The 19,006-nt window shown below is 73.0% G+C and carries 15 protein-coding genes, 1 tRNA gene and 1 pseudogene; 10 read left to right on the top strand and 7 right to left on the bottom strand.

The window, feature by feature from the left end:
- Positions 1-146: 146 nt before the first annotated feature.
- Positions 147-2,414 carry a rhamnogalacturonan lyase family protein gene (locus tag ACVMYR_RS17645; RefSeq protein WP_396788084.1) on the top strand — a complete coding sequence of 756 codons (2,268 nt, stop codon included), beginning with the start codon at positions 147-149 and terminating at the stop codon, positions 2,412-2,414.
- A gap of 214 nt (positions 2,415-2,628) precedes the next feature.
- On the opposite strand, the gene ACVMYR_RS17650 is transcribed toward ACVMYR_RS17645, so the two are convergent.
- From ACVMYR_RS17650 to ACVMYR_RS17660, 3 genes are all read right to left on the bottom strand, one after another.
- Positions 2,629-3,639, bottom strand: coding sequence for an LLM class flavin-dependent oxidoreductase (locus ACVMYR_RS17650; RefSeq protein ID WP_043967429.1), 1,011 nt, complete (start codon positions 3,637-3,639; stop codon positions 2,629-2,631).
- Positions 3,611-5,206 (bottom strand): MFS transporter, encoded by a 1,596-nt coding sequence (locus ACVMYR_RS17655; protein WP_457122234.1) that lies wholly within the window; start codon positions 5,204-5,206, stop codon positions 3,611-3,613. The genes ACVMYR_RS17650 and ACVMYR_RS17655 overlap by 29 nt, the downstream gene beginning before the upstream one ends.
- A 219-nt stretch (positions 5,207-5,425) precedes the next feature.
- On the bottom strand, positions 5,426-5,905 hold the full coding sequence (locus tag ACVMYR_RS17660; protein ID WP_043967433.1) for an Lrp/AsnC family transcriptional regulator: 480 nt from the start codon (positions 5,903-5,905) through the stop codon (positions 5,426-5,428).
- Positions 5,906-6,007: 102 nt separating this feature from the next.
- Here ACVMYR_RS17660 and ACVMYR_RS17665 point away from each other — a divergent pair, with 102 nt between their 5' ends.
- The gene (locus ACVMYR_RS17665) at positions 6,008-7,186 is read left to right on the top strand and encodes a trans-sulfuration enzyme family protein (protein ID WP_457122235.1); all 1,179 of its coding nucleotides are present in this window, start codon (positions 6,008-6,010) and stop codon (positions 7,184-7,186) included.
- A 39-nt stretch (positions 7,187-7,225) separates the two neighbouring features.
- Here ACVMYR_RS17665 and ACVMYR_RS17670 read toward each other — a convergent pair whose 3' ends face one another.
- Together ACVMYR_RS17670 and ACVMYR_RS17675 are read right to left on the bottom strand one after the other, a co-directional pair.
- On the bottom strand, positions 7,226-7,975 hold the full coding sequence (locus ACVMYR_RS17670) for a transcriptional regulator (RefSeq protein ID WP_457122236.1): 750 nt from the start codon (positions 7,973-7,975) through the stop codon (positions 7,226-7,228).
- 35 nt (positions 7,976-8,010) lie between these two features.
- A tRNA-Leu gene (locus ACVMYR_RS17675) sits at positions 8,011-8,085 on the bottom strand.
- Positions 8,086-8,179: 94 nt separating this feature from the next.
- Here ACVMYR_RS17675 and ACVMYR_RS17680 point away from each other — a divergent pair.
- The 8 genes from ACVMYR_RS17680 (at position 8,180) to polA (ending at position 18,308) form a co-directional block, all read left to right on the top strand.
- Positions 8,180-8,800, top strand: a complete 621-nt coding sequence (locus ACVMYR_RS17680; RefSeq protein WP_043969321.1) for an ANTAR domain-containing response regulator — start codon at positions 8,180-8,182, stop codon at positions 8,798-8,800.
- Positions 8,801-8,926: 126 nt separating this feature from the next.
- Positions 8,927-10,228, top strand: coding sequence for a hypothetical protein (locus ACVMYR_RS17685; RefSeq protein WP_457122237.1), 1,302 nt, complete (start codon positions 8,927-8,929; stop codon positions 10,226-10,228).
- A gap of 265 nt (positions 10,229-10,493) precedes the next feature.
- Positions 10,494-11,663: a branched-chain amino acid ABC transporter substrate-binding protein gene (locus ACVMYR_RS17690; protein ID WP_077939123.1), complete on the top strand. Its 1,170-nt coding sequence runs from the start codon at positions 10,494-10,496 to the stop codon at positions 11,661-11,663.
- A 92-nt stretch (positions 11,664-11,755) separates the two neighbouring features.
- On the top strand, positions 11,756-12,706 hold the full coding sequence (locus ACVMYR_RS17695; RefSeq protein WP_077939124.1) for a branched-chain amino acid ABC transporter permease: 951 nt from the start codon (positions 11,756-11,758) through the stop codon (positions 12,704-12,706).
- On the top strand, positions 12,703-13,857 hold the full coding sequence (locus ACVMYR_RS17700) for a branched-chain amino acid ABC transporter permease (protein ID WP_077939125.1): 1,155 nt from the start codon (positions 12,703-12,705) through the stop codon (positions 13,855-13,857). The genes ACVMYR_RS17695 and ACVMYR_RS17700 overlap by 4 nt, the downstream gene beginning before the upstream one ends.
- A 7-nt stretch (positions 13,858-13,864) precedes the next feature.
- Positions 13,865-14,770: an ABC transporter ATP-binding protein gene (locus ACVMYR_RS17705; protein WP_377536953.1), complete on the top strand. Its 906-nt coding sequence runs from the start codon at positions 13,865-13,867 to the stop codon at positions 14,768-14,770.
- Positions 14,760-15,470, top strand: coding sequence for an ABC transporter ATP-binding protein (locus tag ACVMYR_RS17710; protein WP_043967447.1), 711 nt, complete (start codon positions 14,760-14,762; stop codon positions 15,468-15,470). The genes ACVMYR_RS17705 and ACVMYR_RS17710 overlap by 11 nt, the downstream gene beginning before the upstream one ends.
- Positions 15,471-15,599: 129 nt before the next feature.
- Positions 15,600-18,308 (top strand): DNA polymerase I, encoded by a 2,709-nt coding sequence (polA, locus tag ACVMYR_RS17715; RefSeq protein ID WP_457122238.1) that lies wholly within the window; start codon positions 15,600-15,602, stop codon positions 18,306-18,308.
- A gap of 112 nt (positions 18,309-18,420) precedes the next feature.
- On the opposite strand, the pseudogene ACVMYR_RS17720 reads toward polA, so the two are convergent.
- Together ACVMYR_RS17720 and ACVMYR_RS17725 are read right to left on the bottom strand one after the other, a co-directional pair.
- Positions 18,421-18,768: pseudogene (locus ACVMYR_RS17720) on the bottom strand (DUF3140 domain-containing protein); the annotation flags it as partial.
- Positions 18,755-18,976 (bottom strand): hypervirulence associated TUDOR domain-containing protein, encoded by a 222-nt coding sequence (locus ACVMYR_RS17725; protein WP_077939128.1) that lies wholly within the window; start codon positions 18,974-18,976, stop codon positions 18,755-18,757. The pseudogene ACVMYR_RS17720 and the gene ACVMYR_RS17725, both read right to left, overlap by 14 nt.
- Positions 18,977-19,006: the final 30 nt, after the last annotated feature.

Raw genomic sequence — 19,006 nt, forward strand, 5'->3', positions numbered from 1 at the left:
TCCCAGGGGCGCGAAGCCGAACCATGGACGTCGATGCGATGTCCGATCACCGCCGCCAGCGCGGCGGACGCAACCCGGCGGCCAAGGGCAGGCCACCGGGGCCGACGCGTCGCCGCGCCCGCCCGACCTCCCCCGGAGGCACCCTCGTGCACCTGACCGCATCCCGCCGCACCCTCCTGGCCGCCGCCGTCGCGGCCACCACCCTCGCCGCCGGCGCCCTCGGCACCGTGGCCGCCTCGGCCGCCGCCGCCGGCTGCCGCGTCGACTACAAGATCAGCAGCCAGTGGGGCGGCGGCTTCGGCGCCGACGTCACCGTCACCAACCTCGGCGACCCGATCAACGGCTGGGCCCTCACCTGGTCCTACACCGCCGGCCAGCAGGTCACCCAGGCGTGGAACGCCACCGTCACCCAGTCCGGCACCCAGGTCACCGCCCGCGACGCCGGCTACAACGCGGCGCTCGGCACCAACGGCACCGCGAACTTCGGCTTCAACGCCTCCTGGAACGACAGCAGCAACCCCGTGCCGGCGAGCTTCGCCCTCAACGGTACGACCTGCACCGGCGGCACCACCCCCACCACCGCGCCCCCGACGAGCGCCCCACCCACGACCCCGCCCCCGACCACGCCGCCACCCACCACCCCGCCGCCCACGACCCCGCCCGCCGGGGCCAAGCAGATGGAGAACCTCGACCGGGGGCTGATCAGCGTCCGCTCCGGCAGCGGCAACCTCGTCTCCTGGCGGCTGCTGGGCACCGAGACCTCCGGGGTGTCGTTCAACCTCTACCGCGGCTCCACCAAGGTCAACGCCAGCCCGATCACCGGCGCCACCAACTACCTCGACGCCGGGGCAGCGGCCGGCTCCGCGTACACCGTGCGGGCCGTCGTCGGCGGCGCCGAGCAGGCGGCGTCCGCGCCCGCGCTCCAGTTCGCCAACGGCTACCTCGACGTGCCCCTGCAGGTCCCGCCGGGTGGCACCACCCCCACCGGGGAGGCCTACACCTACTCGGCCAACGACGCCAGCGTCGGCGACCTCGACGGCGACGGCGACTACGAGATCGTCCTCAAGTGGGACCCGTCCAACAGCAAGGACAACTCGCAGTCCGGCTACACCGGCAACGTCTACGTCGACGCGTACACCCTCACCGGCACCCGGCTGTGGCGCGTCGACCTCGGCCGCAACATCCGCGCCGGCGCCCACTACACCCAGTTCCAGGTGTACGACTACGACGGCGACGGCGACGCCGAGGTGGCCATGAAGACCGCCGACGGCACCCGCTCCGGCACCGGCCAGGTCATCGGCTCGTCGTCGGCCGACTACCGCAACTCCAGCGGGTACGTCCTGTCCGGCCCCGAGTTCCTCACCATGTTCGACGGCCGCACCGGCGCCGCGGTGTCCACCGTCAACTACGACCCGCCGCGCGGCACCGTCTCCTCCTGGGGCGACAGCTACGGCAACCGCGTCGACCGGTTCCTCGCCGCGACCGCGTACCTCGACGGCCAGCGCCCCTCGCTGATCATGGCCCGGGGCTACTACACCCGCGCCGTCATCGCCGCCTGGGACTTCCGCAACGGCGCCCTCACCAAGCGGTGGACGTTCGACTCCAACGCCTCCGGCAACTCCGCCGCCGCCGGGCAGGGCAACCACAACCTGTCCGTCGCCGACGTCGACGCCGACGGCCGGCAGGAGATCGTCTACGGGGCCGCCACCATCGACGACAACGGCCGCCTGCTGCACTCCACCAACAACGGCCACGGCGACGCCCTGCACGTCGGCGACCTCGACCCGAGCCGCTCCGGCCTGGAGGTCTTCAAGGTCGACGAGGACGGCAGCAAGCCCAGCTCCTACTTCGCCGACGCCCGCACCGGCCAGGTCATCTGGTCCACCCCCGCCTCCGGCGACAACGGCCGCGGCGTCTCCGGCGACATCTGGGCCGGCAGCCCCGGCGCCGAGTCCTGGTCGTCGGCGGTGAGCTACCTGGCCAACACCAAGGGCCAGAACGTCGGCCGCAAGCCGTCGTCGGCGAACTTCCTCGCCTGGTGGGACGCCGACCCGGTGCGCGAGCTCCTCGACGGCACGAAGATCGACAAGTACGGCACCTCCGGCGACACCCGGCTGCTCACCGGCAGCGACGTCGCCTCCAACAACAGCACCAAGTCCACCCCGGCGCTCTCCGGCGACATCCTCGGCGACTGGCGGGAAGAAGTGATCTGGCGCACCAGCGACAGCCGCGCCCTGCGCATCTACAGCACCCCGACCCAGACCAGCACCCGGATCCACACCCTCATGCACGACCCGCAGTACCGCGCCGCGATCGCCTGGCAGAACACGGCCTACAACCAGCCGCCGCACCCGGGCTTCTTCATCGGAGACGGCATGGGGACCCCGCCCACGCCCAACATCTACCTGCGCTGACCGCGCTTAGGTAAGGTGGCAGGCACCGGGCCGCAGCCGCGGAATCCGCACAGCTCCGGCCCGGTGCACCACACCGCAGCACCCCCGACCCGTCCCGACCGGGGAGTGCCGTACCACCACCGGAACCAAAGTTACGCGGCGACCGCAACGCACCGGTGACGCCGGTATGAAGATCGTGTTTCGGGCGTTTCCAACCGGGTTCGGGTCGCCGGGTTCACCCCTGCCGGCGCAACCCGCCCGCCACCTTCTCGGCGACCAGTTCGAACGAGCGCACCCGGTCCGCCCCGTCGTACACCATCGACGTCAGCATCAACTCGTCCGCGCCGGTCCGCGCCAGCAACTCCGTCAACTGCCGGCCCACCGTCTCCGGCGAGCCCATCGCCTGCCCCTCCCGCCGCTGCACGACGAACTCCCGCTCCGCCGCCGTGTACGGGTACGCCGCCGCCTCCTCCGGCGACGCCAGCGGCTGCGGCCGCCCCGAGCGCAGCTTCAGGAACGCCAGCGCCGACGGCCCCGCCAGCCACTGCGCCCGCTCGTCGGTCTCCGCGCAGATCGCGTTCACCGCCACCATCGCGTACGGCTCCGACAGCCACCGCGACGGCCGGAAGTGCTGCCGGTACAGCGCCAACGCCGGCAGCGTGTGCTGCGCGCTGAAGTGATGCGCGAACGAGAACGGCAACCCCAGCAGCCCCGCGAGCTGCGCGCTGAACCCGCTGGAGCCCAGCAGCCACACCTGCGGCTGCTCGCCCCGCCCCGGCGTCGCCACGATCGGCCCCGCATGCTCGCCGGTGAAGTAGCCCATCAGGTCCGCCAGCTCCCGGGGGAACCCCTCGGCCGACAGCCCCTCCATCGTCCGGCGCAACGCCAGCGCCGTCACCTGGTCGGTCCCCGGCGCCCGGCCGATGCCCAGGTCGATCCGGCCCGGATGCAGCGCCTCCAGCGTGCCGAACTGCTCGGCCACCACCAGCGGCGCGTGGTTGGGCAGCATCACCCCGCCCGAGCCCAGCCGGATGGTGCTCGTGTGCGCGGCCAGGTGCGCGATCAGCACCGCCGGCGCGGAGCTCGCGATCGCCGGCATGTTGTGGTGCTCGGCCACCCAGAACCGCCGGTAGCCCAGCTCCTCGGCCCGCCGGGCCAGGTCGGTGGTGTGCCGCAGGGCCTCGCCGGCCGTGGAGCCGGCCGCGACCGGGGCGACATCAAGGACTGACAGGGGTACGTCGATCACGCGAGGAACCAACCCCGCCGGCACCCGGTTTGTTCCCGCCCGCCCCGTCGCCCGGTCGGTCCCCACCCGCCCCGGCACCCGGAATCCGCCCACCCGCCCCGGCCCGCAGCAGCCCGAGCACGAGCAGACCCGCGCCGATCCCCACCCCGGCCGCCACCGCGAAGCTCGCCCGCAGCCCGCCCACCGCCGCCGCCCGCGTCGCCCCCGCCAGCAGCTCCCGCCCCTCCGGCGGCACCGCACCCAGCAGGCCCGACACGCGCCCGCCGGCGACGGCGTGCGCGACCCCCGCCGCGTCGGCGACCCCCCGCGCCTGCAGGACGCCCCGCGCCCCCGCCGCGAAGACGCTGCCCAGCGCGGCGATGCCGAAGGCGAACCCGAGCTGCCGGCAGGTGTTCACCGCGCCGGCCGCCATCCCGCCCCGCGCCGCCGGCACCAGCGACATCGCCACCGCGCCCAGCGCCGGCGTCGCCAGCCCCACCCCCACGCCGATCACCGCCCCGCCCGGCACCAGCGCCGGCCAGCCCGCCGCCCCGCGCACCAGCACCGCCGTCACCGCGCTGCCCACCCCCACGCACAACAGCCCGCCGCCGATCACCAGGCCCGGACGCCGGCCGTGCAGCGCCCGCCCCGACACCGCCGACACCACGAACGCCACCACCGACATCGGCAGCCCGGTCAGGCCCGCGCCGACCGGACCCAGCCCCAGCACCGACTGCAACCAGATCATCGAGTACGCCAACGGCGCGAACGCCGCGAACGTCAACAGCAGCCCCGCCAGCAGCACCGCCACGAACGCCCGGTCCCGCAGCAACGCCAGGTCGAACATCGGCTGCCGGACCCGCCACTCCACCACGGCGAACCCCGCCAGCAGCACCGCCGCCGCGCCCGCCGCCGCCCACACCACGGCATCCGACCAGCCCGCCTCGGCCGCGCGGATCAGCGCGTACGTCGCGCAGCCCGCCGCCACGGCGAACACCACCACCCCGCCGACGTCCACCCGCCCACCCACCGCCGGACGGCCCGCCGGGAGCGTCCGCGCCCCCAGCCCGAGCGCCACCGCGCTGACCGGCAGGTTCACGAAGAAGATCCAGTGCCACGACACGCCCTCGGTGAGCAGCCCACCCAGCACCGGCCCCACCGCCGCCGACGCCCCCGACACCGCCCCCCACACCCCGTACGCGGCACCCCGGTCCCGGCCCGCGTAGGCCCCGTCCAACAGCGCGAACGTCGTGGCGAACATGGCCGCCGCGCCGAGGCCCTGCGCCGCCCGCGCCGCGACCAGCCCCTGCGCGCCGGGCGCGAGCCCGCACGCCAGCGACGACAGCGCGAACACCACCACCCCCACCAGGTACGTCACCCGGTGCCCCACCCGGTCGGCCACCGCCCCCGCCCCGAGCACCAGCGCCGCCAGGGCCAGCGCATACGCGTCGACCACCCACTGCACCGCGCCGAACGACGCGTCCAGGTCCCGCACCATGTCCGGCAGCGCGACCGTCACCACCGTCACGTCGACCAGCAGCATGAACGTGCCCAGGCAGACCGCCGTCAGGGGAAACCATCTGCGCATGCCGACACCCGCGTCTCTCCCGGCCCCGCGCGACCGCCGGTGGGCCGGTGCGCCTCACCCCGTACAACGCGGCTGGCCCGGTGGCGTCACCGGCCCGCCGGCCGGTTGCCGCACCGACCTGCCGGCCTGTTGCCGCGCCGGCCTGCCGGCCTGTTGCCGCGCCGGCCTGCCCGACTGTTGCCGTGCCGGCCCGCCGGCCCGCCCCGGCCGGTCCCGTCCTCAGCCCGTGCCGCGCACCTGCTCGAAGATCAGGCTCGTCTGGGTGTGCTGCACCGCCGGATCCACCGCCAGATGATCGAGCACGAAGTCCCGCAACGCGTCCCCGGACGCGGCCCGCACGTGCAGCACGTAGTCCTCCGCGCCCGCCACGTGGAACACCGACACCACCCCCGGCAGCCGCACCGAGCGGGCCCGGAACGCGTCCACCGCCGCCCGCTCGTGCGCCGTCAACCGCACCGACACCAGCGCCTGCAACGGCAGGCCCACCGCCGCCGGATCCACCTCCGCGTGGAACCCCCGGATCGCCCCGCACTCCCGCAACGCCCTCGTGCGCGTCAGGCAGGTCGACGCCGCCACCCCGACCCGCTCGGCGAGGGCGTTGTTCGGCAGCCGGCCGTCCGCGGCCAACTCGGTCAGGATCGCGCGGTCGACGTCGTCCAGGGCGGCGAAGGGCCGCACATCATTCGGTGCAAGGGGCATCCACCCATCCTGCTCCGAATCTCCGCGTAACTGAAGCCTCACTCGCAGAATCTTCTACGGTTCTCTTGCCCGGCATCACTGCGATGTTCGACGCTTCCCGCCATGAGCAGCACCGTGGACACCCGATCCGTCGACACCGCCGCGGTGCACGCCGGCCGCGCCGACCTCACCGCCCTCGGCGTCCACGCCCCACCCATCGACCTGTCCACCACCAACCCGCTGCCGTCGGTCACCGACGGCGGCGAAGCCTACGAAACCCTCGCCACCGGCGGCACCCTCCCGCCCGGCGGCAGCGCCGTCTACCAGCGGCTCTGGAACCCCACCGTCGCCCGCTTCGAAACCGCCCTCGCCGAACTCGAAGGCACCCCCGCCGCCGTCGCCTTCGCCAGCGGCATGGCCGCCCTCACCGCCACCCTGCTCGCCGCCACCCGCGACGGCAACCGCCACGTCGTCGCCGTCCGCCCCCTCTACGGCGGCACCGACCACGTCCTCGCCACCGGCCTGCTCGGCACCGACGTCACCTGGGCCCGCCCCGACCAGGTCGCCGCCGCGATCCGCCCCGACACCGCCCTCGTCGTCGTCGAGACCCCCGCCAACCCCACCCTCGACCTCGTCGACATCACCGCCCTCGCCGCCGCAGCCGGCGACACCCCGCTGCTCGTCGACAACACCGTCGCCACCCCCGTGCTCCAGCGACCCGCCCGGCACGGCGCCGCCCTCGTCCTGCACAGCGCCACCAAGAGCATCGGCGGCCACGGCGACGTCCTCGCCGGCGTCGTCGCCTGCGACGAGGACTGGGCCGCCCGGCTGCGCCAGGTCCGCGCCCTCACCGGCGCGATCCTGCACCCCCTCGGCGCGTACCTGCTGCACCGCGGCCTGCAGACCCTGCCCCTGCGCGTCCGCGCCCAGTCCGCCGGGGCCGAGAAACTCGCCGCCTGGCTCGCCCGCCACCCCGCCGTCGACCGTGTGCACCACCCCGGCCTCGACGACCCCGCCGGGCTCGTCGGCCGGCAGATGACCGGCACCGGCAGCCTGCTCGCCTTCGAGGTACGCGGCGGCGCGCCCGCCGCCGCCACCGTCGCCGCCGCCTGCCGGCTGATCACCCACGCCGTCTCCCTCGGCGGCGTCGACACCCTCGTCCAGCACCCCGCCTCGCTCACCCACCGGCCCGTCACCGGCGACGCCCGACCCGCCGGCGGGCTGCTGCGCCTCTCAGTCGGCCTGGAGGACCCGGAGGACCTGCGGGCAGACCTGGAACAGGCGCTCGCCGCGCTCGGCTGACCGCTGCCGCTGCCGGACGACGACGCCCCGCCCGGCCGGTCAGGACTTCGGGCCGACGTGCCGGTCCAGCACCGCGACCGCCTCGCGCCGGGCCACGGACAGCGAGTTGGGGCGGTTCATCCGCCAGGCGACGCCGAGCAGGCCCAGCGCCCACTGGCAGAGCCCCATGATGTCGGCGGACTCGTTGCTGAACAGGTAGCGCGGGTACACGTAGCCCCTGCCGCGCATGGTCACCCGGTTGGTCACCCGGCAGCCGTCGGAGTGGAACAGGCCGCGCGCGAAGTCCCCGGGGCGGGCGGCGACGATCTCGCGTTGCCAGCCGGCCAGGACGATCGGCCGCTCGTGTTTCTTGCCCGGCCCGTGCTGCGGCAACAGGCACGGCCAGTGCAGGCCGTAGCTCTGGACCGCCACGCAGCCCTGCTTCCGGACCCGCTGCACGCTGTTGGCCAGGACCGCCCTCATGGCGGTCTCGCAGGCGTCGATCAGTCCCGGCCAGGACGTCGTGCAGTAGACGCGCAGCACCGGGATCCGCGCGGTGGTGACGAGGTGGCCGTCGCCGAGATAGAGGCCGAGGAGGTAGGCGTAGGCACCCGGATCTGTCGGATTGTCGACGCCCGGGCGGCAGCGGAAACACCGCAGGGCGCTGGCCTGCTGCCTGCTCTCGGGCCGATCCCTGCACCAGTGGCGGACCGTCGTGTAAGGCAACCCGACGCTGCGGGCGGCCTCGGCGATGCTCCAGCCGGACAGGTGGAGCGCGCGGACGCGGGCGCGGATCTCAGGCGGGTGCACCCGCTTATCTTCGAACGCCTGTATGACAATTTTTGTGCCCTCGGTGGGATTCGAACCCACACTGTATGCAGTTTGAGTGCATTGCCTGCTGCCGGTTGGGCTACGAGGGCCTTCCATGATTCGACCCTGACAGACTACCCACTACGCTAGGGACGGCGACACCCGGCACGGCGGGTGTCGGGCGCAGACTGGTGGGAGTGGCTCGTGGCCGAGACGCAGACGGATGCCGAGCGCAGGCGGGTGTTGATCGCCGAGGACGAGGCGCTCATCCGGCTCGACCTGGCCGAGATGCTCGTCGAGGAGGGCTACGAGGTCGTCGGGGAGGCCGGCGACGGCGAGACGGCCGTCCGGCTCGCCGAGGAGCTGAAGCCCGATCTGGTGATCCTCGACATCAAGATGCCGATCATGGACGGGCTGGCCGCCGCCGAGCGGATCGCCGGCGCCCGGATCGCCCCGGTGATCATCCTGACCGCGTTCAGCCAGCGGGACCTCGTGGAGCGGGCGCGGGCGGCCGGCGCGATGGCGTACCTCGTGAAGCCCTTCCAGAAGAGCGACCTGGTGCCGGCCGTGGAGATCGCCCTGTCGCGCTACTCGGAGATCGCCGCGCTGGAGGCCGAGGTCGCGGGCCTGACCGACCGGCTAGAGATCCGCAAGACGGTGGAGCGCGCCAAGGGTGCGCTGATGACGACGTACGGCATGACGGAGCCGCAGGCGTTCAAGTGGATCCAGCGCACGGCGATGGACCACCGGATGACCATGAAGGAGGTCGCCGAGCGGATCCTCGCCGAGACGGCCGGCGGCGAGGTGGCACAGCCGGCCTCCTGAGGCCCCTGATTCTTGGACGGTTGCTGTTCGCCGCGAGCGGTAACCGTCCAAGATTCGCGGCCCGTGCGGGCGTTCCCCGGCGGCGCGGGGTCCCCGGTGCTCCGGTTGATCGATACGATCGGATGCATGCCTCGTCACCGCCCGCGTCGGGCGTCGGGACCGTTGCGGGCGCTGCTCGGCGTGGTCGCCGGCCTCGCGGTGCTGCTGGCGGGCTGCCGGTCGTCCGAGCGTGCCGCGCCCGAGCCGGATGGTGCCACGCCGGCCCCGGGGAGTGCCGCGCCCGACCCGGGTTCCCTGCGCCCCGACTGGCGGGCGCTGACCCTGCCGGCGCCTCCGGGGGCCCCGGGCCGGCTGCTGTTGCGGGACGCGGCGGCGTGCGGCGGGCGCTGGTTCGTGGTGGGCGCCGTCGCCGACGCGGCGGGCGTGACCCGGCCGGCGGCGTGGTCCAGCCCGGCTCCGGCGTCGTCCCCGGCGGCACCGTCCCCGGCTGCGTCGACCGCGCAGGGCGGTGCCGGGTTCGCGTGGTCGCCGCTGCGGCTGACGCCGCGCACCGCGTACGGCGCGGAGAACGTGCTCACGGCGGTCGGCTGCCGCGACGGCCGGCTCGCGGCCGTGGGTGCGAAGAGCGGCGGGGTGCACGGCAATCCCCGGATCAGCACGTGGCGGCAGCACGCCGACGGCTCGGTGGTGGAGGTGCCGGCCGAGTTCGAGGTGTTCGGCGGCCCCGACGCGGTGAACGTGGGGCGGATCGTGGGCGGCCCGGCGGGGTGGGTGATCGCCGGCAACCGGGGCACCGGCGCGGCGGCCTGGTCGTCGGCCGACGCGGGGGAGTTCCGCCTGGTCAGCGGCGTGCCCGAGTTGGCGTCGGGCGCGGCGGGGCGCACGTGGGCGGCGGACGTGACGGCGGTGGCGTCGGGGTGGGTGCTGGTGGGGTCGGTGCGTGCCCCGGGGCGGCCGGGCGGTGACCCGGCGGTGTGGACCTCGCCGGACGGTCTCGGCTGGCGGCGGCAGGTCCTCCCGGCCGGGGACGCGCCGGGCGATCTCCAGCGGGTGGTCCGGGCGGGGGAGCGGCTGGTCGCGGTGGGCCGGCGCGGCGATGCCCTGGCGGCGTGGGTACGGGACGTGGCGGGGTGGCGACCGGGCGGGGCGTTGGGGCCGTCGGCGGCGGGCGGGTCGGGGCAGGTGGCGGGCCTGGCGGCGGTCGACGGCGGGGTGCTGGCGGTGGCGGTGGCCGCCGCGGGCTCCTCGGCGTGGTTCTCCACGGACGGTGGGGGTTGGGCGCCGGTGCGGCTGCCGGTGGCGCTGGCGGCGACGCCGGACCGGTCGGTCGCGGTGGCCGGGGCGGGTGGCGAGGTGTTGCTGCTGGTGGACGGCGGTGCCGAGGGGGCCCGGTTGTGGTCGGCGCGGCTGCCGGGCAGGCCCGGCTGAGCGTGCCACCGGTGTGTTACCGGCCGGTGTCGGATGTCCGATTTCGCCCGTGCCCCGCGGTGTGTGTTACAGCACTCCGGCGGATCTGGCCACTCAACGTAACGGTTAGGTCAACCCCGCTTTCTAGGTCTTACGGCGTGCCCTGCCTGTGGGATAACGTCCCGGCCCAGACCGGGTACGCGGTCGGTTCGTCCACCCCCCACAAGGTCCAATTCGCAAGTCGCGGCGGGTGGTTCGGGCCTTCGGACTGAGGAGGGTACGAGCCGTGAGGCAGAAGCTCGCACGGGTGCTGGGTGGCGTGGCCATCAGCGCGCTCGTTATCAGTGGCGCGGCCGCGTGTAAGGCCGACAGTGGCACGGAGGGTGGCAGCGGCGACAAGGCGGCCTGCGACCTCAAGATCGGCTTCTTCGGCCCGCTGACCGGCGACGCCGCGGGTCTCGGTATCCACATGCGCAACGGCACGAAGCTGGCGATCGACCAGTACAACAAGGACAACGCGGACTGCAAGGTCAACCTCGCGGAGTACGACTCGCAGGGCGACCCGGCCAAGGCCCCGGCGCTGGCCCAGCAGGCGGTGGGCGACACCAAGGTCGTCGGCATCGTCGGCCCGGCGTTCTCCGGCGAGTCCGAGGTGGCCGACCCGATCTTCGACGAGGCCGGCCTGCCGATCATCACCCCGTCGGCGACCCGTCCGAGCCTGAGCACCAAGAGCTGGAAGATCTTCCACCGGGGCGTCGGCAACGACACCTCGCAGGGCCCGGCCGCCGGCCGCTACATCAAGAACGTGCTGAAGGCCGAGAAGGTCTACGTCGTCGACGACCAGTCGGCGTACGGCGCGGGCCTGGTGGACGAGGTCAAGAAGGTCCTCGGCGCGGTCGCGGGCGAGGACAAGGTCCAGGTCAAGCAGACCAACTTCTCCGCGGTCGTCACCAAGATCGTCGGCAGCGGCGCGACGGTGCTGTTCTTCGGTGGCTACTACACCGAGGCGGGCCTGCTGCTCAAGCAGCTCAAGGGTGCCGGCTGGAAGGGCACGATGGTCGCCGGCGACGGCGTCAACGACGCCAACTTCATCAAGGTCGCCGGCCAGCAGGTCGCCGAGGGCACCGTGCTGACCTGCCCCTGCGCCCCGGCCACCGCGGCCAAGGGCACCTTCGTGACCGACTACAAGGCGGCCTTCGAGAACGCCGAGCCGGGCACCTACGCCGACGTGTCGTACGACATCACCAAGATCTTCCTCGAGGGCATCAAGGCCGGTAAGTCCACCCGGGCCGACCTGCTCGCCTTCGTGAAGTCCTACAACAAGGCGGGCACCGCCACCGGTGTGACGTACAAGTTCGAGTCCAACGGCGAGTTGGACCCGGCCCAGGTGCTGGTCTGGGCGTTCAAGGTCAACGCGGGCCAGGTCGTCCCGGACATCGAGATCCCGAAGGCCTGACCGGTTCGCCGGTCCCGCCAGGGACACAGACGATGCGGCCGGGAGTGGTTCCTCCCGGCCGCGTCGTTTGACCGCACAGTTGGAGCCCCCACTTGAACTTCGATGAACTGTTCGGGAACTTCCCGGCCCTGACCATCACCGGGCTGGAACAGGGCGCGATCTACGCGCTCGTCGCCCTCGGGTACACCCTCGTCTACGGCGTTCTCCGCCTGATCAACTTTGCCCACTCCGAGGTCTTCATGGTCGGTACGTTCACCGCCCTGTGGACCTGGGAGGCCCTCGGCTACGACCAGAATTCCCCCTCGCCCGCCATCGGCCCGCTGATTCTCGCGCTGGTGGCCGGCCTGGTCGTGGCGGCGGTCGCCTCGGCGGCGACCGCGGTGACCGTGGAACTGGTCGCCTACCGGCCGCTGCGCCGGCGCAACGCGCCTCCGCTGGCCTTCCTCATCACCGCGATCGGCGCGTCGTTCGTGCTGGCCGAGTCCTTCGGCATCGGCACCTCCCGGGCGCCGTTCGGCATGCCCGTGCTGGTCCCCTCGGAGACGGTCTTCACCGTGTTCGGCGCGGCCGTCACCAACATCCAGCTGCTCATCCTCGGCGTCACGCTGGTGATGATGGTCAGCCTGGACCAGTTCGTGAACCGCAGCCGGCTGGGCCGCGGCATCCGGGCCGTGGCTCAGGACGCCGACACGGCCGCCCTGATGGGCGTGAACAAGAACCGGGTGATCCTGCTGGTCTTCGTGCTCGGCGGCCTGATGGCCGGCGTCGCGGCGCTGCTGTGGAACGTCCGCTACGGCTACACGAAGTTCAACGTGGGCTTCCTGATCGGGCTCAAGGCGTTCGCGGCGGCGGTGCTCGGCGGCATCGGCAACCTGCGCGGCGCGTTGCTCGGCGGCCTGCTGCTCGGGGTGGCGGAGAACTACGCCGCCGGCCTGTTCGGCGGAGACTGGAAGGACTTCACCGGCTTCGTGCTGCTGATCGTGCTGCTGATGTTCCGGCCCACCGGCCTGCTCGGCGAATCTCTCGGGAGGGCGCGCGCATGACCGCCACCGTGGACAAGGGCCGCTCCCCGGCCCTCAAGGGCCGCTGGGCGGCGATGCCGAAGCAGGTCCGCTGGGCCGCGATCGCGGCGCTGATCGTCCTGCTCTACATCCTGCCGAACCGGTGGTTCTACGAGTACCTCGGCTTCCCCATCGGCAGCGAGTACTTCGCCTTCTACACCACCCGCTCGGACTTCGCGGGCGTGCTGTTCGACACCGCCGTGTTCGTGCTGCTGGCCGTCGGGCTCAACGTGGTGGTCGGTTTCGCCGGCCTGCTCGACCTGGGCTACTTCGGCTTCTACGCGCTCGGCGCGTACACGGTGGCGTTGCTGACCTCGCCGGAGAGCCGGCTGGGGACGAACTGGCCGTGGCTGGCGGCGGTGCCGGTCGCGGTGATGGTCGCGATGGTCTCCGGCGTCATCCTCGGCGGGCCGACGCTGCGCCTGCGCGGCGACTACCTGGCCATCGTGACCCTCGGCTTCGCCGAGATGATCCGGCTCTACGCCGCCCGCAACGAGGGCGTGATGCAGGGGCAGCGGGGCATCCCGGCGATCCCGCACCCACCGGGCACCGGCTCCGACGGCAAGCCGCTGTTCGGCGTGGTCGACGCCCGGCCCTACTACTGGCTGCTGCTGACCCTGATCCTGCTGGTGATCGTGCTGGTGCGGAACCTGGCCAACAGCCGGGTCGGCCGGGCCTGGGTGGCCACCCGCGAGGACGAGGACGCCGCCGAGGTCATGGGCGTGCCCACGTTCAAGTACAAGCTGTGGGCGTTCGCGATCGGGGCGGCGGTGGCCGGCCTCACCGGCGCGGTCTTCGCCGGCAAGCAGACGTTCATCAACTCGGACCAGTTCGTGCTGGAAAGTTCCATCCTGGTGCTCGCGGCGGTCATCCTGGGCGGCGCGGGCAACATCAAGGGCGCGATCGTCGGCGGCGCGATCACCTGGTACCTGCCGGAGTGGCTGCGCGGCGCCGGCGACCTGGTCGGGGTGGAGTTCGACGCGGCCGAATACCGCATCCTCGTGTTCGGGGTGGTCATCATCGTCATGATGATCTTCCGTCCGCAGGGCATCGTGCCCAACCGGCGGCGGGCGGCGGAGTTCGCCGACCGGCGGCAGGAGGCGGTTCCGCAGGAGAAGGTGCCCAGTGAGTGATCCGCAGATGAAGAGCGAGCGCGACGCGAGCAGCGACCGCGACATCACCGCCGACGGCCGCAGCACGGTCGGCGTGCCACCGGAGCCCGGCTCCGGCGCGCCGACGGCGGCCACCCCGGCCGGGCCCGACGCGGCGGGGCGGGAACCGCTGCTGGAGGTCGATGACGTGACGCTGCGCTTCGGTGGCGTGGTCGCCCTCGACAAGGTCAACTTCACCCTCTACAAGGGGGAGATCCTCGGCCTGATCGGCCCGAACGGCGCCGGCAAGACGACCTGCTTCAACGCGATGACGGGCGTCTACCGGCCCACCGAGGGCGAGATCCGGTTCAAGGGGCAGCGCACCAACGGCAAGCGGCGGTCGTGGATCACCAAGGCCGGCATCGCCCGGACGTTCCAGAACATCCGGCTCTTCCCCGAGATGACGGCGCTGGAGAACGTCATGGTGGGCGCGGACGTCCACCACAAGACCAGCGTCATCTCGGCCATGCTGCGGCTGCCGCGGCACTTCCGGGAGGAGCGGGAGGGCCGGGAGAAGGCGCGCGAGCTGCTGCGGTTCGTCGGCATCGAGCGGCGCGCGAACGACCTGGCCCGCAACCTGTCGTACGGCGAGCAGCGCCGCCTGGAGATCGCCCGCGCGCTGGCCACCGACCCGGCCCTGCTCTGCCTGGACGAGCCGGCCGCCGGCTTCACCCCGGCGGAGAAGGAGGAACTGCTCGGCCTGATCCGCGAGATCCGGGACAAGGGCACGACCGTGCTGCTGATCGAGCACGACATGCGGCTGGTGATGGGCGTGACCGACCGGATCGTCGTGCTGGAGTTCGGCAAGAAGATCGCCGAGGGGCTGCCGGCCGAGGTCCGGGACGACCCGAAGGTGATCGCCGCGTACCTGGGGGTGCCGACCGATGCTGCTTGAGATCAAGGACCTGACCCTGCTCTACGGCCGCATCCAGGCCCTGCACGGGATCAGCCTGGTGGTCAACGAGGGCGAGGTGGTGGCGCTCATCGGCGCCAACGGCGCCGGCAAGACGACCACGATGCGGGCGATCTCCGGGCTGCGCCCGGTGGCCCAGGGCTCGATCGTCTTCGACGGCACCGACGTCACCCGGATGCGGGCTGACCTGCGGGTCACCCGGGGCATCGGGCAGGCGCCGGAGGGCCGGGGCGTGTTCCCGGGGATGACGGTGCTGGAGAACCTGGAGATGGGGGCGTACACCCGCCGGGACAAGGCGGAGATCGCCAAGGACATGGCCATGGTGCTGGACCTGTTCCCCCGGCTGGCCGAGCGGCGCAAGCAGGCCGGCGGCACCCTGTCCGGCGGCGAGCAGCAGATGCTCGCCGTGGGGCGGGCGCTGATGGCCCGGCCCCGGCTGCTGCTGCTCGACGAGCCGTCGATGGGGCTCGCGCCGAAGCTGATCCAGCAGATCTTCGAGATCATCACCCGGATCAACGAGCAGGGCACCACGATCCTGCTGGTGGAGCAGAACGCCCAGCAGGCGCTGTCCCGCGCCCACCGGGGCTACGTGCTGGAGACCGGCCGGATCGTCAAGGAGGGCACCGGCCAGGAGCTGCTGCACGACCCGGCGGTCAAGGAGGCGTACCTCGGCGTGGCCTGACCCGCGCCGCCGGCGGCCGGTCGTCCCCCTCGCGGGCGGCCGGCCGTCGGCGTTGCCGGCCGTGCCGGGGCTGTCGTCGTCGTGTGCCGCGCGGCGGGGATGTCAGCCGTACGGGCTAGAGTCGCTGCCGTGACAGCTACGACGCCGCGCCTGCTCCTCGTCGACGGACACTCCATGGCATACCGGGCGTTCTTCGCCCTGCCGGTGGAGAACTTCTCCACCACGACGGGGCAGCCGACAAACGCCGTCTACGGCTTCACCTCGATGCTGATCAACGTGCTGCGCGACGAGCAGCCCACCCACATCGTCGTGGCCTTCGACGTCTCCCGGCAGTCCTTCCGCACGGAGAAATACGCGGAATACAAGGCGGGCCGCAGCGAGACCCCGGCCGACTTCAAGGGCCAGGTCAGCCTCGTCAAGGAGGTCCTCGCGGCGCTGCGCATCCCGGTGGTGGAGAAGGAGGGCTACGAGGCCGACGACGTCATCGCCACCCTCGCCTGCCAGGCCCGCGACCAGGGCATGTCGGTGCTGATCTCCAGCGGCGACCGGGACGCCTTCCAACTCGTCGACGACCACATCACCGTGCTCTACCCGCGCAAGGGCGTCTCCGACCTGGCCCGGATGGACGCCGCCGCGATCGAGGCGAAGTACGGCGTGGGCCCGCAGCGCTACCGCGACCTGGCGGCGCTGGTCGGCGAGACCAGCGACAACCTGCCCGGCGTGCCGGGGGTCGGCCCGAAGACCGCCGCTAAGTGGATCAACCTCTACGACGGGCTCGACGGCGTGGTGGCCCGCGCCGACGAGATCAAGGGCAAGGCCGGCGACAGCCTGCGCGAGCGGCTCGCCGACGTGATCCGCAACTACGAGATCAACTGCCTGGTCTCCGACCTGGAGCTGCCGGTCCGCCCCGAGGACGCCCGCTGGGCCGGCTGGGACCGCGAGGCCGTGCACCAGGTCTTCGACACCCTGGAGTTCCGCATCCTGCGCGACCGCCTCTACCAGTACCTGGAGGCCGTCGAGCCGGAGGCCGAGGCCGGGTTCGACCTGGCCGCCGAGCGGCTCACCGAGCCCGGGGCGGTGGTCGCCTGGCTGGAGGCACACGCCCCCGCCGGCACCCAGGTCGGCGTGGCGGTGAAGACCCCGGCCAAGCCGACCGCCCCCCGCGAGCGCTACGAGCCGCAGCTCGACGCCCTGGCCCTCGCGCTGGCCACCGGCCCGGCGGCGTGGCTCGACCCGACGGCGCTGGCCGAGGCCGACGAGCGGGCCCTCGCGGCCTGGCTGGCCGACCCGGCCCGGCCGAAGGTCCTGCACGACAGCAAGCACGCCCGGCTGGCGTTCGCCGCCCGGGGCTGGTCCCTGGCCGGCGTCGCCCGGGACACCGAGCTGGCCGCCTACCTGGCCCGCCCCGACCAGCGCTCCTACGACCTGACCGACCTGGCGCTGCGCTACCTGCACCGCGAGCTGCGGGTCGACGCCCCCGAGACCGGGCAGCTCACCTTCGAGGGGCTCGGCGACGACGGCGAGGCCGAGCAGAACCTGATGCTCCAGGCCCGGGCCACCCTCGACCTGGCCGACGCGATCGACGCCGAGCTGTCCCGCGACGGCGAGCAGTCCGCCCGGCTGATGGCGGAGGTGGAGCTGCCGCTGGCGGAGGTGCTCGCCGCGCTGCAGCGGGTCGGCATCGCCGCCGACCTGGACTACCTGCACGAGCTGGAGGCGCACTTCGCGGGCGAGGTGAAGTCCGCCGCTCAGGGCGCGTACGCCGCCGTCGGGCGGGAGTTCAACCTGGGCTCGCCCAAGCAGCTCCAGGAGCTGCTCTTCGGCGAGCTGGGGCTGCCGAAGACCAAGAAGATCAAGACCGGCTACACCACCGACGCCGACGCCCTGCAGTGGCTCTACGCGCAGAACCCGCTGCCCGTGCTGGAGCACCTGCTGCGCCACCGGGACGTGGCGAAGCTGAAGACGACCGTCGACGGCCTGCTCAAGTCGGTCTCCGAGGACGGCCGCATCCACACCACGTTCAAGCAGACCGTGGCGGCCACCGGCCGGCTCTCCTCCACCGACCCCAACCTGCAGAACATCCCGATCCGCACCGAGGAGGGCCGGCGGATCCGCCGCGCGTTCGTCGTGGGGGAGGGCTTCGAGTGCCTGCTCACCGCCGACTACAGCCAGATCGAGATGCGGATCATGGCGCACCTGTCGTCGGACGCCAAGCTGATCGAGGCGTTCAACTCCGGCCACGACTTCCACGCGGCCACCGCCTCGTCGGTGTTCGCGGTGCCGGTCGCCGAGGTCACCGCCGACCAGCGGCGCAAGATCAAGGCGATGAACTACGGCCTGGCGTACGGGCTGAGCGCGTTCGGCCTGTCCCAGCAGCTCGGCATCACCGCCGAGGAGGCGCGCGGGCTGATGGACAACTACTTCGCCGGGTTCGGCGGGGTCCGCGACTACCTCCAGGAGGTGGTGGCCCGGGCCCGGCACGACGGCTACACCTCCACCATCCTGGGCCGCCGCCGCTACCTGCCCGACCTGGTCAGCGACAACCGGCAGCGGCGGGACATGGCCGAGCGGATGGCGCTCAACGCCCCCATCCAGGGCTCGGCGGCCGACATCATCAAGGTCGCCATGCTGCGCGTCGACGCCGGCCTGCGCGAGGCCGGGCTGCGCTCGCGGATGCTGCTCCAGGTGCACGACGAGCTGGTCTTCGAGGTCGCCCCCGGCGAACGCGACGCCCTGGAGGCGCTGGTGCGCGGCCAGATGGGCGGGGCGTACCCGCTGTCGGTGCCGCTGGAGGTCTCCGTCGGCGAGGGCCGGGACTGGAACAGCGCCGACCACTGACCGGCGTCGGGCCCGGGTGGGGCCGCCTGCCGGGGCGGTCGGGCGCGGGCCCGCACACGGGCGGGTCACGGCGGCCGTGGGCGTCGTGGCAGCCGTGGGCGCGGCCCGCTCACCGGAGCGGGTCGTGGCCCCAGTTCATCAGCGACCAACGCCACTTCGTGTCCCGCACGTCGCCTGCGGGGCGCTGCGCCAGGTGCCGGTGCACGTAGCCGACGACCTTGCGCATGTGCCGGTAGTCGGCCTCCGTCAGCTCGGCGCGCTTGCGGCGCAGCAGCTCGACGATCCGCCGGCCGGACGAGTGTCCCACCGACTCCCCACCGGCCGTGCCCTTCTTCCGCCAGCCGACGTGCTTCGACTCGTCGCTCTCCAGCCATGCCGACAGCTCGCCGGGCCGCATGTTGACCGCCTCGGTGAACTCCCGGTACGTCTCTCCGTGCCGGTCCCCCTCACTCCCGCTCACGGCGCAGCACCTCCGGCCGGTGGGCGACGTCCCGCCCCGAGTCGTCGTTGCGGATGCGGTACTGCGGCTGCTCGGGGGACGCGTTCACGGCGCGCCCCCGCACGTGCGTGCGTTCGGTGAGCTTCTCCCGGACGACCCCGTACGCCCGGCCGCTGTGGCTGGCCCAGGACACGTGGTCGCCCGCGCGGAATTCCCTCTGCTCGGCCATGCGGCCTGGCTACCCGGGGCGGGTGCGGCG

This window comes from Micromonospora sp. PTRAS2 (assembly GCF_054052245.1).

Coding starts and splice junctions, on each gene's coding strand:
- ACVMYR_RS17655 (WP_457122234.1), bottom strand. CDS start 5,206: ATGCGCAGATGGTTTCCCCTGACGGCGGTCTGCCTGGGCACGTTCATG.
- ACVMYR_RS17660 (WP_043967433.1), bottom strand. CDS start 5,905: ATGCCCCTTGCACCGAATGATGTGCGGCCCTTCGCCGCCCTGGACGAC.
- ACVMYR_RS17665 (WP_457122235.1), top strand. CDS start 6,008: ATGAGCAGCACCGTGGACACCCGATCCGTCGACACCGCCGCGGTGCAC.
- ACVMYR_RS17685 (WP_457122237.1), top strand. CDS start 8,927: ATGCCTCGTCACCGCCCGCGTCGGGCGTCGGGACCGTTGCGGGCGCTG.
- ACVMYR_RS17700 (WP_077939125.1), top strand. CDS start 12,703: ATGACCGCCACCGTGGACAAGGGCCGCTCCCCGGCCCTCAAGGGCCGC.
- ACVMYR_RS17705 (WP_377536953.1), top strand. CDS start 13,865: ATGAAGAGCGAGCGCGACGCGAGCAGCGACCGCGACATCACCGCCGAC.
- ACVMYR_RS17710 (WP_043967447.1), top strand. CDS start 14,760: ATGCTGCTTGAGATCAAGGACCTGACCCTGCTCTACGGCCGCATCCAG.
- ACVMYR_RS17725 (WP_077939128.1), bottom strand. CDS start 18,976: ATGGCCGAGCAGAGGGAATTCCGCGCGGGCGACCACGTGTCCTGGGCC.